8 protein-coding genes and 1 pseudogene are annotated in these 14,817 nt (G+C 71.4%); 4 read left to right on the forward strand and 5 right to left on the reverse strand.

What is annotated here, in order from left to right:
• Positions 1–530 (reverse strand): hypothetical protein (locus AC3EUJ_RS25745; protein WP_431965267.1); only part of this gene is annotated, 530 nt, incomplete at its 3' end.
• Between the two features lie 501 nt (positions 531–1,031).
• Between AC3EUJ_RS25745 and AC3EUJ_RS25750 the strand changes: the two genes are divergently transcribed.
• Complete coding sequence (locus tag AC3EUJ_RS25750) at positions 1,032–4,364, forward strand: DNRLRE domain-containing protein (RefSeq protein ID WP_431965269.1); 3,333 nt, start codon at positions 1,032–1,034, stop codon at positions 4,362–4,364.
• 167 nt (positions 4,365–4,531) lie between these two features.
• Here the strand turns inward: AC3EUJ_RS25750 and AC3EUJ_RS25755 are convergent, their stop codons facing one another.
• Together AC3EUJ_RS25755 and AC3EUJ_RS25760 are read right to left on the reverse strand one after the other, a co-directional pair.
• Entirely contained in the window at positions 4,532–6,073 is a 1,542-nt protein-coding gene (locus AC3EUJ_RS25755; protein WP_431965271.1) for an AMP-binding protein, read from the reverse strand.
• A 79-nt stretch (positions 6,074–6,152) separates the two neighbouring features.
• Positions 6,153–7,496 (reverse strand): annotated as a pseudogene (locus AC3EUJ_RS25760) (AMP-binding protein); the annotation flags it as partial.
• 95 nt (positions 7,497–7,591) lie between these two features.
• Here AC3EUJ_RS25760 and AC3EUJ_RS25765 point away from each other — a divergent pair.
• Positions 7,592–8,431 (forward strand): helix-turn-helix transcriptional regulator, encoded by an 840-nt coding sequence (locus AC3EUJ_RS25765; protein ID WP_431965273.1) that lies wholly within the window; start codon positions 7,592–7,594, stop codon positions 8,429–8,431.
• A 344-nt stretch (positions 8,432–8,775) separates the two neighbouring features.
• Complete coding sequence (locus AC3EUJ_RS25770) at positions 8,776–11,598, forward strand: helix-turn-helix transcriptional regulator (RefSeq protein ID WP_431965275.1); 2,823 nt, start codon at positions 8,776–8,778, stop codon at positions 11,596–11,598.
• Positions 11,599–12,177: 579 nt separating this feature from the next.
• On the opposite strand, the gene AC3EUJ_RS25775 is transcribed toward AC3EUJ_RS25770, so the two are convergent.
• The gene (locus tag AC3EUJ_RS25775; RefSeq protein ID WP_431965277.1) at positions 12,178–12,684 is read right to left on the reverse strand and encodes a MarR family winged helix-turn-helix transcriptional regulator; all 507 of its coding nucleotides are present in this window, start codon (positions 12,682–12,684) and stop codon (positions 12,178–12,180) included.
• 117 nt (positions 12,685–12,801) lie between these two features.
• Between AC3EUJ_RS25775 and AC3EUJ_RS25780 the strand changes: the two genes are divergently transcribed.
• Positions 12,802–13,362, forward strand: coding sequence for an NADPH-dependent FMN reductase (locus AC3EUJ_RS25780; RefSeq protein WP_431965279.1), 561 nt, complete (start codon positions 12,802–12,804; stop codon positions 13,360–13,362).
• Positions 13,363–13,663: 301 nt separating this feature from the next.
• Here AC3EUJ_RS25780 and AC3EUJ_RS25785 read toward each other — a convergent pair whose 3' ends face one another.
• Positions 13,664–14,788, reverse strand: a complete 1,125-nt coding sequence (locus AC3EUJ_RS25785; protein WP_431965281.1) for an XdhC family protein — start codon at positions 14,786–14,788, stop codon at positions 13,664–13,666.
• Between the last annotated feature and the right edge of the window lie 29 nt (positions 14,789–14,817).

Consider the following 14,817-nt stretch of genomic DNA (forward strand, 5'->3'; position numbering starts at 1 on the left):
GTTGCAACCTCCACCTGCCAGGTGCCCTTGAGCGGATCCAGTTCCTCTGGGGTGTCCGCGTCCTCGGGAGCACCCAGCAACACCGGCAGGGAACCGGCCTGCACCAGACCACCCGCGACCGGATCGGTCAGCGTCACCTCGCCCTGGCCACCCGCCGGCGCGGTGGTGTTGACCGGCTCGTATTCCACCGGTGGCACGGTCGCTTCGCCGGTCAGGTCGTCCAGGACCCCGGTGTCGGCGTCGGTGGCCTTCTCCTCGGGAGGAATGTCGATGAGGTCCACGCCCGACCGGTCCCCGCCCGGTGGCGGCGCCGCCATCGCCTGCGCCGGCAGCAGCCCCACCACCAAGGCGGCCATAATCGCCGCCCCCATGCCCAGCCGGACCCGGCGCGTACGCGAGCGAGCTTTGGAGGTACGGGGCAGCGCACCTCGGCCGGACCACGACAGCGAACCAAACACCGAACAGCCCCCCATGGCGGCCGGCAGGAAACCCGCGCCCAAAAAGCGCGCGCCCCACCCCGAAGACAACACAAGAATCCGCCGAATCCTCTGCCCTCATTTCATCCGCCGTCAAACACGAAACAGCCAATGTGATGCCCGTCACACAGGGAATTCGCGACCAAGACATGTCGACCCGGAGAAGATTCAGGATTGCGGCATTTCGACAGCGTAAACACTTTCCTTTACAAGGTGCTCACATGCGAAAATAAGCGGCAAGATTATTCCAAAACACCCAGCTGCACGTCCCGACCCGTACGGCGACGAGACACCATCCGCACACGATGGTTACGGTGAATTGCCGGGAATCACAGGTCCTGCACATCACGCAAACGGTTCCCACGCGTTCGGATCGCTTGACGGAATACGCGAGAACACTGGCATTTACTCGCCCGGTCGTGCATGATCTGCTGGCACCTCTGTGCCCCAACCTGAAATTCAGGCGGCGGGGCGCGGGCGGGCACGTATTGCGCCCGAAGAGGTGCGCAAAAGCAGTACCCGGCGAAGCCGGGTTTCGGGGAGGGAAGACGTTTCGTGGACAGACCATGGCTGCGCACGCCTCGTAGTCAGGGGCGGGTCGGTGCGGTGCTGGCAACCGCGGTGGCCGCCGCTCTCGGCCTGACCCAGTTGCCCGCCCTCCACCACGCCCCCTCCCCCGCGCGCGGAAAAGAGCAGGTGGCCGCGCCAAGGCTGCTGGACGAGGCTGCCGCCGTTTCCAAGGCCCGCGCTGCGGGCAAGCGGGTGGAGGTCACCGCGCTGCGCGACGCAAACAGCACCACCTGGGCCCGCCCGGACGGCAGCTTCGAACTGGAAACCCGTGCCCTGCCGTTCCGGGCCAAGGTCGACGGGACCTGGCGGCCGATCGACACCGATCTGCGCCGTGTCAAGGGTGGCGGCTGGGCCCCCAAGGCCGTGAACAGCCCCGTGGTCTTCTCCGGCGGCAGCCGCGCGGCGAGCCGCGCCGACCGGTCCCATCGCGGTCAGATCCGGCCAGCCACTGTCACCGCCCCTCAGGACGCGGCCTCATCCACGGATCTGGTGACCTTCACCACCGACGGGCACCAGCTCACCATGACCTGGCCCGGCCTACTGCCCGCCCCGGTCATCGACGGGCCACGGGCCCTGTACCAGGAGGTCCTGCCCGGGGTCGACCTGCTGCTGACGGCGCGCGACGCCGGGTTCTCCAACCTGCTGATCGTCAAAACCCCGCAGGCCGCCGACGATCCGGCCCTCGCCGAAGTCTCCTACGGCCTGACCTCGCCCGACCTGGCCTTCACCCTCGACCCGGTCACCCACGTCGTCCACGCCAAGGACACCACCGGCCGAGAGATAGCCGTCTCCCCCACCCCCTACATGTGGGACTCCGCCGGAAAGCCCGCCACCACCGAAGGCGACGACCCCCAGCCGCAACGGCCCACCGAGGACCCGCTTCCCTCGGCCGGCCCGGACGTCGACCCGCCAGAAGACCCGGCCGACACCTCCGACCCCAACGCCACCCACACCCCCGACGACAGCGACGACACCGCCGCCACCACCGACGACCCCAGCGCCAGCCCGGCCGCCTACCAGCAGCGCACCACCACCAGCGGAGCGCGGCCTGCGGCCTTCACCACCGGCGCCGGAGCGGAGTCAGTCCTTTCCCTGGCCGGACTGGCCGGCCCTCAGCCGGGCAGCCACGACGCCCTGGCACAGATCACCCTCACCGACCGCTCCCTGCACATCAAGCCCAACCCGAAGCTGCTGACAGGCGATTCCACCGTCTACCCGGTCTTCATCGACCCGTCCATGACCGGGCACACCAACAACTGGACTACCGCCTACCGGACCTATCCGACCTCGAGCTTCTGGAACGGCACCAACTTCAACGACGGCACCGACACCGCCCGCGTCGGCTACGAGTCCACCACCGGCGGCCTGTCCCGCTCCTTCTTCCAGCTCTCCCTGGACAGCAAGCTCAAGGGCGCAGCCGTCTCGTCGGCCTCCTTCTACGCCCTGGAGACCTACTCCTGGTCCTGCTCCGCCCGCAGCGTCCAACTGTGGCGTACCGGCGGCATCAGCTCCTCCACCACCTGGAACAACCAGCCCTCGTGGATCGAGCAGGTCGACGCTCAGAGCGTCGCGCATGGGTACAGCAGCAGCTGCCCGGACAACTGGGTGAAGTTCACCGCCACCTCACTGGCCCAGGACGCCGCGGACAACGGCTGGACCAAGATCACCCTCGGGTTGCAAGCCGCCACCGAAGACTCTGCCTACGCGTGGAAGAAGTTCGAGGCCAGCAGCAGCAACTCGCCCTACCTGAAGATCACCTACAACCACAAGCCCAACGAGCCCACCAAACTCACCATGACCCCGGGGCCCGACTGCGACGTCGAAGCCGCCTCATCAGTCGGCAAGTCCGACCTCACCTTCGCCGCCACCTCGAGCGACACCGACGGCGACCTGAAGTACCTCGACTTCGAGCTCTGGCCGAGCGGAGACAGCGCCAACAAGATCATCGACGGCAACCGGACCGTCGACGCCAACGGCCACGCCAGCGTCACCGTGGCCTCATCCAACTTCGTCAACGGCTCCAAATACTGGTGGCGGGTACGAGCCATAGATTCCACAGGCACCGCCTCCACCTACGCCCCCCACAACAACAACTGCGGCTTCGTCTTCGACGCCTCCAAACCAAACTCGCCAGACATCACCTCCACCGACTTCCCCGAAGAGAACAGCACCGGCACCAGTTGGAGCGCCAAGCCCTTCGGCACCGACGGATACGTCACCTTCAGCCCCAGCGGCTCAACTGACACGGTGACGTACAAGTACTCGATCAACAGCGGCGCCTACGACATGGTCAAGTCGGTCTCCCCCGGAGGCAGCGTCACCGTCGCCATCCGGCCAAAAGTCGCCGGCCCCAACGTCCTGTACGCCGTTGCCGTCGATGCCTCAGGCAACACCTCCGAACGGACCGCCTACGTCTTCTACGTCACCCCCAAGAACACCGCCGACTCCCCAGGCGATGTCACCGGTGACAAGAGCGCCGACCTCTACGTCATCGACGAAAAGGGGAACCTGCGGCTCTACCCCGCAGACCAAACCGGCGACATCCACCGCTCCCTGCCAGGCGCACACAACAACGGCAAGCCACTCGCCGACGGCTACTGGACCAACACTGCAGGCACCCCCGCACTCATAACGCACAACGGCGACTTTCTGCCGGGCGACGGCATTCAAGACCTCATCGCCCGTATGCCCGACGGAAACCTCTACGCATACCGGGGCGACGGCTACGGCAGCGTCGACATCAGCCAACGCACCCAGCTACTCCTCCCCAGCAACGCGCCCGACCCAGCCACACTCACCCAGATCCTCGCCACCGGCGACATCACCGGCGACAAACGCCCCGACCTGTTCGCCACCGCCGGCAGCACGCTGTGGGCCTTCACCGGCTACACCGGCGCGGCTTTCACCACCGCCACCCCACTCCTCACCAGCGGCTGGGACACCCGTGACCTGGTCAACGTCGGAGACGTCAACGGCGACGGATGGGCCGACCTGACCTACCGCACCTTCAACACCGACCGACTCCTCCTCCGCCTCGGCAGTTCCAGCGGAAATGGCGGCACCAGCCTCACCTCCCTCGCCACCGCAGCCGGATCCCTCACCGGAGTCGACACCGAGTACGGCACAGGTTGGACGCTGACCGGCCTTCCCCTTGTCCTAGGCACCCCCGACGTCAACGGCGACCGCATCCCGGACATCTGGGCCCTCCTCTCCGACGGCAGAGTACGCGTCTACATCCCCACCGCCACCTGGGCCAGCTCCTCCGCCACCAAGATCGTCATCGACGGCGGCTGGGCCGACAAAAAGGCCTTCGGCTGACCACAATCGCGCGGGGAATGCCGGAGAACCGCAGGTAGGGGCGGGAACCCGACCGAACGCCGTGTGGCCCCGACCAGGACAAACGCCCTGGTCGGGGCCACGATGGCAGACGAGTCAAGCTGTACGCCGGGGGCTGTCCCCGGTCGGCCTCGGCGCGCAAGGGAGGGTCAGTGGACGCCCCGGTCGTGGCCCGCCCAGTACGGCTCCCGCAACTTGAACTTCTGGATCTTCCCCGTCGCCGTCCGCGGGATCGCGTCCCGGAATTCGACCGAAGTGGGAGCCTTGTACCCTGCCATGCGCTGCTTGCAATACGCGATGATCTCCGCCTCGGATACTTCGGCGCCCTCGGCCAGCACCACCAATGCCTTGATCGTCTCTCCCCACTTCGCATCCGGCACCCCGATGACCGCCGCCTCCGCCACCGCCGGATGACTGAAGATCGTGTCCTCCACCTCGATCGACGAGACGTTCTCACCCCCGGTGATGATCACGTCCTTCTTCCGGTCGGAGATCGTCAGATGCCCGTCCGCCTCGTCGATCGACCCGCCGTCCCCAGTGTGGAACCAGCCGCCCTCCAGCACCGCCTCCGTCGCCTCCGGCTTCTCCCAGTAGCCGTCCAGGACCACATTCGACCGCGCCAGCACCTCACCTGAATCCGCGATGTGAAGTTTCACCCCCAGCGCCGGCAACCCCGCCCGGGACAGTTTCCGCGCCCGCTCCCGCGCCGGCAGTCCGTCGTCCTCCGGCCGCGTCCGGTTGAACGTCAGAACCGGCGAGGTCTCCGTCAACCCGTAGATCTGGGTGAACTCCCAACCCAGCTCCTCCTCCACCCGCTGGATCATCCGGCTGGGCGGCGGCGCCCCCGCACACACGATCCGCACCCGATCCCGCCCAGGGACCTCCCTCTCCCAGCCCGCCGCCGCGTCCAGCACCGCGTTCCACACCGCCGGAGCACCGCACATCAGCGTCACCCCGTGCTCATCCACCCGCCGCAGGATCTCCGCCCCGTCCACCTTCCGCAGCACCACCTGCTTCACGCCGAGACCGGCCATCACGAACGGCATGCCCCAGCCGTTGCAGTGGAACATCGGCAGCGTGTGCAGGTACACGTCCCGCTCCCACGCCCGGGTGTGCAGACCGAAGGTCAACCCGTTCACCCAGACATTGCGGTGCGTGAGCTGCACCCCCTTCGGCCGGGCAGTCGTCCCCGAGGTGTAATTGATCGTCGCGGTGGCATCCTCGTCCGGATGGGACCACGGACGCGGCTCGACACCGAACCGCATCAGGTCGACCTCGGTCTGCTCCCCCAGCACGAACCGGTGCTCCACCTTGATGTCCGCCACCGTGTCCTGGACCTCGGGGTCGACCAGTAGCACCGAGGCGCCGCTCTGCCGCACCACGTACTCGATCTCCTCCGCCTTCAGACGGAAGTTCACCGGCACACAGATCCGCCCGCTCATCGGCACCGCGAACAACAGCTCCAGCAGACGGGCCGAGTTGTGACTGACCACCGCCACCCGCGCGCCCTCCCCCACCCCCAGCGCGTCCAGCCCCGCCTGCCACGCTCGGACGCGCTCACCCAACCGCCCGTACGTCGAGGACGGCACCGGCGCCGCCGGCTGGTTCGGCTCGTCGATCACACCAGGACTGGCCGCGAAACCCAGCTCGGCCCGGTCCAGGAAGTCGGCGATCGTCATCGGAACCCGCATCGGTTTCCCCTGCTCCCGTCTGTGGCGCCCGTGGCCGTCACGCCGCGATCCGCGATCGAAAAGCAATGCCCCCTGATCTTGACGTCTTCAAGACGTCGTCGGCTCGCCCGATGTAGGTGATGTAGCCCTCGGCGTCGCGGGAGCCGATGTCACCGGTGCGGTACCGGCCGCCGGCCATCGCCTCGGCGGTGCGCTCCGGGTCGCCCTCGTAACCGGTCATCAGGCCCACCGGACGGGTGGACAGGTCGAGGCAGATCTCTCCCTCGCCGCCGGGCTTGCCGGTGACCGGGTCGACGAGTTCGACCGCGTACCCGGGGCTGGGGCGGCCCATGGAGCCCGGCTTGAGCGGCTGTCCGGGCGAGTTGGAGACCTGGACGGCCGTCTCGGTCTGGCCGAAGCCGTCCCGGATGGTCAGGCCCCAGGCGCGCCGCACGTGCTCGATGACCTCCGGGTTGAGCGGCTCCCCGGCGGCGACGACCTCGCGCGGCGGGGTGCGCAGCACGCCGAGGTCGGCCTGGATCAGCATCCGCCAGACGGTGGGCGGCGCGCAGAAGCTCGTGACGCCGGCCCGGTCCATCTCGGCCATCAGGCGGCCCGCGTCGAAGCGGGTGTAGTTGTGGATGAAGACCGTCGCCTCGGCGTTCCACGGCGCGAAGAGGTTGGACCAGGCGTGCTTGGCCCAGCCGGGCGATGAGATGTTGAGGTGGACGTCGCCGGGACCAAGGCCGATCCAGTACATCGTCGCCAGGTGGCCCACGGGGTAGGACAGATGGGTGTGCTCGACGAGCTTGGGCTTGGCGGTGGTGCCGGAGGTGAAGTACAGCATCAGCGGGTCGTCACCGCGGGTGTCCCCGTCGGGCGTGAAGTCCGTGGGGGCGTCGTAGGCGTCCTCGTAGACGTGCCAGCCCGCGGGCGCGCCACCGACGGCGATCCTGGTGTACTCCCCCGGCACCTGCTCGAACTTCGCCGTGTCCGCCGCCCGGACGATCACATGGCGGGCCCGGCCGCGCTCCACGCGGTCGGTGAGGTCGGCGGGGCCGAGCAGCGGGGTGGCCGGGATGACCACGGCGCGCAGCTTCATGGCGGCCAGGGCGGTCTCCCAGAGCTCGGTCTGGTTGCCGAGCATCACCACGATCCGGTCGCCGGCGCCCACCCCGAGGCCGCGGAGCCGGTTCGCGACCCGGGCGGAGCGCTCGGACATCGCGGCGAAGGAGACGACGGACCCGGTGCCGTCCTCCTCGACGATGTGGAGGGCGGGGCGGTCGTTGTCACGGGCGATGACGTCGAACCAGTCCAGCGCCCAGTTGAAGTGCTCGGGCCGAGGCCAGCGGAAGCCCTCGTACGCCGCCTTGTAGTCCTCGCGGTGGCGCAGCAGGAAGTCCCGGGCCGCCCGGAACTCTTCCGTCCGGCTGGTTGCCGTCATGTGTCCTCCTCGTTGCCGGCCCGCTTCAGTAGCATCCTGTTGTCAGTGACGAGGCTCTCACTACCCCCGAACGGGGGTGAAGGAGCGGCGAGGGCGTGACGGGATCGGGCGAGGCGGCGGAGCTGCGGGCGGCCCTGCTGAGGATGCGGCGCACCACCGGTCTGCCGGTGGCCTTCGGGGGGCTGCTCCCGGAACCGCGCCGACTGCGCATCACCGAGTTGTCCGGCACGGCCACGGTCTCCCTGCAGGGACTCGCCGTCACCACGGGCAACGGCCTGGGCGGCAAGACGATCGCGCTGTCCCGGCCGCTGGCCGTCACCGACTACAGCACGTCGCGGGTGATCAGCCACGAGTACGACGCGGCGGTGGCCGCCGAGGGCCTGCGCTCGGTCCTGGCGGTGCCGGTGGTCGTGCGGCGCCGGGTGCGCGGGGTGCTCTATGGCGCGCTGCGCCATCCGCTGGCGCTGGGCGACCGTCCGGTGAGCGCCGCTGTGGAGGCGGCGCGCGAGCTGGAGCAGCGGCTGGTGGTCCGGGACGAGGCCGACCGCCTGCTGTCCACGTGCCGGCAGCCGACCGCCGGGGACCCGGCGGCCTGGGAGGAGGTCCGCGAGGCCCACGGGGAACTGCGGGCGCTGGCCGGGCGGGTCGCCGATCCGCTGCTGCGGCAGGAACTGCTCGCCGCGTGCGGCCGGCTGGCGGCGGCGAGCGGCGCCGGGCACGGCTCCCCCACCGGGCGGCCGGTCGCGTTGTCCTCCCGTGAGCTGGACGTCCTGGCGTGCGTGGCCACGGGGGCCACCAACGCCGTCGCCGGCGACCGGCTGGGGCTGCGCCCGGAGACGGTCAAGAGCTATCTGCGCTCGGCCATGCGCAAGCTCGGTGCCCGCACCCGCCTCGAGGCGGTCGTCGCCGCTCGCCGTGCCGGTCTGCTTCCCTGAGGTACCGCGTTCGCGCGCAAAGCACCGCGAGCGGGGCAGGACCGGAAGTCCTGACAAGCCGCCATGTTCGGTTCGCCCGGGGCGATTTTGGGGTTTGACCGCCGACGGGATCGGACCGATCATTCGGGGTGTGTCCACCGGCACGCGCGGGACGGGGGCGGGCCTGACGAATGGTCCGGTGTTCAGCAGGCCGCTGCCCCCGCGCATTTCCCGACTTTGCCGCCCATCGCACGACATCAATTCGGCGGCGGCGGTGCAATTCCTTACACCGGACGGAAGTCGAAGGGCCACGCCAACGGCGGCGGGTTTCACGGCTCTTTGCATAGCATTGTCCCGGACACGACATGAGGGGAGCGGCGACCGTGGAGCAGGGCTTCGACGTGCCGGCCAGACCCCGACCCGACCAGGTGATTGGGCGAGGTGAGGTGCTCGCGCGCGCCCGCGGGCAGCTGGCCCAGGGGGGCAGCCTGCTGCTGTACGGACCGGCCGGAATCGGGAAGTCCACCGTATTGCGGACACTCACCGAGGAATACGGCGGCGAGCCGACGGTGCTGCGCTGTTCCGCGACCGAATCCGAATCCCACCTCCCGTTCCTCGCCCTGGTCGATCTGCTCGGCCTGGTCGCCGGCCAGGTGTCCGGCAGCCTGCCCGCGCCGCAGCGGGCCGCGCTGGAGTCCGCGCTCACCGGCCGCGGGGAGTCCTCGCTGCAACGGGACGGGCTCGCGCTGCGCCTGGCCGTGCTGTCGGTGCTGCGGGCGCTGGCCGCCGACGGCCCGGTGCTGATCGTCGTCGACGACCTGCAGTGGGTGGACCCGGCCAGCGCCGAACTGCTGGCCTTCGCGGCCCGCCGCATCGCCGGTCTGCCGGTGCGGGTACTGGGCGCCGTACGCACCGACTCCGATCCCCAGGACCAGCACGACCGCTATCTGCGCGCCTTCCCGCAGGACGTGCTCACGCTGCGGGTCACGCCGCTGTCCCGGCCGGACGTCTCCGAACTCCTCCACGACCGCGGGCACACGGGCCTGCCGCGCGCGGTCGTCCGGGACATCCACCGCACCAGCGGCGGCAATCCGCTCTTCGCCCTGGAGCTCGGCCGCGCCCTCGCGGAGAGCCGCACCCCGCCGCGCCCCGGGGAGCCGCTGCCGGTGCCGACCTCGCTGCGCACCCTGGTGCTCAACCGGCTGGAGATGCTCTCCGCGGAGACCCGCCGCACGCTGCTCATCGCCAGCGCGGGGGCCCGTCCGACCCTCGCGACGCTGCGCGGCGCCGGCCGCGCCAACGCCGAGAGCGAGACGGGCGTGGCCGCCTCGCTCGGCCTGGTGGAGATGGACCATCACGACGGCACCGGGCTGGTGCGTTTCGCGCATCCGCTGATATCCGCGGCGCTGTACGCGGAGGCGACCCCGGAGGACCGGCGCAGCGCCCACGCCGCGCTGGCCGAGGCGGCATGCGACCCGATCGAGCGCGCCCGGCACCTGGCGCTGGCCACGAGCGGCAAGGACGAGCGGGTCGCGGCGAGCCTGGCCGAGGCAGCGGACGAGGCCCGGGCCCGCGGCGCCCCCTCGGTGGCCGCCCAACTCGGCCTGCTCGCCGCCCGGCACACCCCGCAGGGCACGGAACCCACCGCGGACGAGCGGCGGCTGCGGGCCGCCGAGGACGCGCTGACCGCCGCGGAGCCCGAGCTCGCCCGGGCCACGGCCCGCGAGGTGCTGGCACAGGCCACGATCCCGGCGGACCGGGTGCGGGCCTGGAGCGTGGTGATCGACTCGGTCGGGCAGGCCCTGTCCGAGGTCGACGACGTCTTCCCGCAGGCCCTGGCGGACGCGGGCGACGACCCGCGGCTGCAGGGTCTGGTGCGCTACCAACTCGCCTGGCGGTTCCTGGTGGACGGCCGGATGCACGAGGCGCGCGCCGAAGCCGCCCGCTCGGCGGAGCTCGCCGCGCGGGCAGGCGACCGGCGCACCGAGTTGCTGGCGCTGTCCTTCAAGGCGCTCAACGAGACGACGATGGGGCACCCCGACGCCGCCGCCACCCTCGCCCTGGCCTCCGCCGAGCCGCAGGACCCGGACGTGGCCACGAACCACAACGGCCCGGTCTACATCCGCTCCCGCTACCTTCTGATGAGCGATCAGCTCGACGAGGCGCGAGCGGTGTTGACCTGGCTGGCCGGCGAGGCACGGCAGCGTGGCGCGGTGGAGAGCGAGGTCTACTCCGTGCGCAGCCTCGCCGAGATCGAGCTGCGCTCCGGCCGCTGCGGGACGGCGCTCGACCTGGCCCGCGAAAGCCTGCGGCTGGCCGAGGACATCGGCATCGGCGAGGGCTTCGCGCTGCAGATCGCGGCCCTGGCCGAGGCGGCGGGCGGCACGGTGGAACGCGCCCTGTCACTGGCCGGGGACGCGGTGCGGCGGGCCGAGGCGGACAGCGACATGCCTTACATGACACGGGCGTTGTACGCGCTCGGGCACGCGCGGCTGGTCGGCGCCGATCCGCAGGGCGCGGTGGACGCGCTGCGCCGGGTACGCGCGCTGGAGCGCGAGATGGGCGTGACGGAGCCCGCGCGCGGCCGCTGGCAGGGCGACCTCGCCGAGGGCCTGGTGCTGACCGGCGCGCTCGGTGAGGCGCGGGAGGTCATCGACCAGACGCGCAGGCACGCACTGCGGCTCGGCCGGCAGAGCATCTTGGCCGTCCTGGAGCGCGCCGAGGGCATGCTGCTCGCCGCCCGCGGCGACACCGACGGGGCGGTGGCGGTGCTGACCGGGGCCCGGCAGCGGCTGGCGGCGCTCGGCTACGGGCTGGAGGAGGCACGCGCCGTCTTCGCGCTGGCCCGGGTCGAGGCGGACCGGCGCAACCGCGCGGCGGCCCGCGTGGCACTGGACGAGGCCGCCCGGCTGTTCCGGCGGTCCAAGGCCCTGCCGTGGCTGGAGCAGGTGGGCCCGGCCCCGGCGGCCCCCGTGGCGGCAGCGCCGCCGGAGCTGGACGGGCTGGCCTCCATGGAACGCCAGGTGGCCGCGCTCGTCCTGGAGGGCGCCACCAACCGGGAGATCGCGGCGACCCTGTTCATCAGCGTGAAGACGGTCGAGGCGACCCTGACCCGGGTCTACCGCAAGCTCGGCATCCGCTCCCGGGTGGACATCGTGCGACTGGCCGCCGGCCGCCGGGCCGGCTGACCCGGGCCCCGGCCGGGGCATCCGCTCCCGGCCGGACATCGCGCGACCGGCCGCCCGCCGCCGGTCCCCGCAGCCCCCGGCGGCGGAGCCGCGCCGCCCCGACCCGGATACCCGCTGCCGGACACATGGTGTGACCGAGGGGTTTCCCTACGCAACCGGGGTTAGGGGCTTCCCTCATTGGGACGACAGGGCCGAGACCCTAGCCTGGGTCCCGCACCGAGCAAGCAGTTGACCCGTCCCCTGAGTGCACGTGCGCCTACCCGCCCCTCGTTCACGGTCGTCGGCGATGAAGTCGGCTTTCAGGCCGTGCCGTACGCGTGGGATGCAGCGCCGCCCCACCGGCGACCCGCGCGTTCCCCCCACCGGCATCCCGAGGAGTGCCATCTCGCGGCTCACCCGTGCGAGGAAGGCCGCCGCCGCGGTCGCGGCAACAGCGGCGACCGCGGCCGCCACCCCCGCCCGACCCGAGCCGGCGCGGCGCCCGCACGTCCGCACCGGATGAACTCCTGACCATGAGTCAGGCCGCGCCAGGGGTCGCTGCGGGCTGCCACGAGCCGCCCGCAGCGACCCCTTTCCACGTCAGCGGCCGCGCTCCGCGGCGTCGACGGCGGCGTAGATGCGGTCGAAGACGGGCGCGAGCGTCTCCAGCTCGCCCGGGTCCAGCGGGTCCAGGACCATCCGGCGCACAGCCTCGACGTGCGCGGGCGCCGAGGCCGCGAGCTTCTCGTACCCCTCGGGGGTCAGGATCGCCAGGGTGTAGCGGCCGTCCTCGGGGTCCGGCTCACGGCGGACGAAGCCCTGGTGCTCCAGGCGCCGCACCACGTGCGACAGCCGCGACAGGGACGAGTTCGCGCGGTCCGCGAGCACGCTCATCCTCACGGTGTGCCGCTCCTGCTCGGAGAGCATCGCGAGGACGTGGTACTCCATCCAGTTCAGGTCGGCGTCTCGCTCCAGCTCGCGCTCCAGTGCCGGCAGGAGCCGGGCCATGACCCGGGCCATGGACATCCACGCGGTCAGCTCGCCGCCCCGCAGCCAGCGCGGCTCGGCCGCGGCGGGGGTGGCCGGTGCCGCTGTGTTCTTCGTCATGGTCCCCAGGCTATCGGACCGCTTGAAGCTTCAAGCTGATCTGTTACAGTGCAACTTGAAGCTTCAAGTTGAAGCTTCAATTCATATCTCGCACCACACAGATCGGAATCACGCCTCATGACCAGGATCGGCATCATCCTCGGCAGCACCCGCCCCGGCCGGAACGGCGAGAAGGTCGCCCACTGGGTCCTCGAGCAGGCCAGCAAGCACGGTGGCGACGCCACCTTCGAGCTGGTGGACCTCGCCGACTACCCGCTCCCCCACCTCGACGAGCCGATCCCGCCGGCCATGGGCCAGTACCAGAACGCCCACACCAAGGAGTGGGCCGCCAAGATCGCCGGCTTCGACGGCTTCATCTTCGTCACCCCGGAGTACAACCACTCCACCTCCGGCGTGCTGAAGAACGCCATCGACTACCTGCACGCCGAGTGGAACCACAAGGCGCTCGGCGTCGTGTCCTACGGCTCCGTGGGCGGCGCCCGCGCCGCCGAGCACCTGCGGCTGATCGCCGGCGAGCTGAAGATGGCCGACGTGCGCTCCCAGGTCGCGCTCTCCCTCTTCACCGACTTCGTCAACTTCAGCGAGTTCGCCCCCGGCGAGCACCAGGCCGCGAGCCTGTCGACCCTGATCGACGAGGTCATCGAGTGGAGCCGCGCCCTCGCGCCGCTTCGCGGCTGACCTGGGCACCGTCCCGGCGGCCGGGCGGAACGATCACCCGCCCGGCCCCGGCGCCGCCCGCGCCGGTCAGGCGAAGGCCACGTCGTGGTGGTCCGCCTCGGGGTCCGAGGCGGCGAGCAGCCACCTGCCCTCGGGGGCACCTCACGGCGGTAGCTGGGGAGGCGAGCGGTGGGCGCGGCGCCGAACGACGTGGGGCAGCGCCGCGGGCGCCGAGGTGGGGGTCCCCCGGCCGAAGGCTGGGGCGGGAGGGCGGGGATGCCCGCCGCAGGCGCGAACGACCCGCGCGCAGCAACCCCGCGCCTCACGCCCGAGACGAAGCCGCGCGGTGGATGGGGGTGTGGGCGCCCCGCAGGGGGCGCCCCGTGCCTCCGTGGCGGTGGGCGACGAACTCCGCGGCGATGGACAGCGCCGTCTCCTCGGGCGTGCGGGCGCCGAGGTCGAGGCCGATCGGGCTGTGCAGCCTGGCCAGTTCGGGTTCGCCGAGGCCCTTCTCGCGCAGCCGGGTCAGGCGCTGCTCGTGCGTGCGCCGGGAACCCATGGCCCCGACGTACGCGACGGGCATGCGCAGCGCCCGCTCCAGCAGCGGCACGTCGAACTTGGCGTCGTGCGTGAGCACGCAGACGACGGTGCGGCCGTCGACCGCGGTGCGCTCGAGGTAACGGTGCGGCCAGTCCACGACGACCTCGTCGGCCTCCGGGAAGCGCCGGGCGGTCGCGAAGACCGGGCGCGCGTCGCAGACCGTCACCCGGTAGCCGAGGAACGCGCCGACCCGCACCAGGGCCGCGGCGAAGTCGATCGCGCCGAACACGAGCAGGCGCGGCGGCGGGACGCTGGCCTCGACCAGCAGGGTGAGCGGCTCGCCGCAGCGCCCGCCGTCCGCCCCGATGCCGACGGTGGCGGTGCGGCCGGCTGCCAGCAGGGCGTGGGCCTCGGCCGCGGCGGTGCGGTCCAGGTCCCGGTCGCCGAGGGTGCCGTCGTACGCTCCACCCGGCCGCACCAGCAGCGTCCGGCCGGGCAGGCCGGAGGGGCCCGCCACGACCCTGGCCACGGCAGCCGCCTCCCCGCGGGAGGCGGCCGCCAGCGCCGCGGCGAGTTGCGGCTGCGGCTGCGCCCCGGGCGCGATCCGCTGTACGAAGATGTCGATGACGCCGCCGCAGGTCAGCCCCACGGCGAACGCGTCGTCGTCAAAGTAGCCGAAGCGCCGCAGCACGGGCTCGCCGGTTTCCAGCACCTCCCGGCAGAGCTCGTGGACGGCGCCTTCCACGCACCCGCCGGACACGCTGCCCACCGCGGTGCCCTCGGCGTCGACGGCGAGCGCGGCGCCCGGCTGCCGGGGCGCGCTGCCGCCGACCGCGACGACGGTCGCGACGGCGAACGGCCTGCCCTCGACGGCCCAGCGGTGCAGTTCGTCGGCGATGTCCAGCATGGTGGCGGATCCTCAACAGATGTCGAGCA

This window comes from Actinacidiphila sp. bgisy160, assembly GCF_057707815.1.

What these genes read in the sequence shown, in the direction of transcription:
- AC3EUJ_RS25785 (WP_431965281.1), bottom strand. Translation starts at nt 14,788, where the DNA reads ATGCTGGACATCGCCGACGAACTGCACCGCTGGGCCGTCGAGGGCAGG.
- AC3EUJ_RS25755 (WP_431965271.1), bottom strand. Translation starts at nt 6,073, where the DNA reads ATGCGGGTTCCGATGACGATCGCCGACTTCCTGGACCGGGCCGAGCTG.
- AC3EUJ_RS25780 (WP_431965279.1), top strand. Translation starts at nt 12,802, where the DNA reads ATGACCAGGATCGGCATCATCCTCGGCAGCACCCGCCCCGGCCGGAAC.
- AC3EUJ_RS25775 (WP_431965277.1), bottom strand. Translation starts at nt 12,684, where the DNA reads ATGACGAAGAACACAGCGGCACCGGCCACCCCCGCCGCGGCCGAGCCG.
- AC3EUJ_RS25770 (WP_431965275.1), top strand. Translation starts at nt 8,776, where the DNA reads ATGAGGGGAGCGGCGACCGTGGAGCAGGGCTTCGACGTGCCGGCCAGA.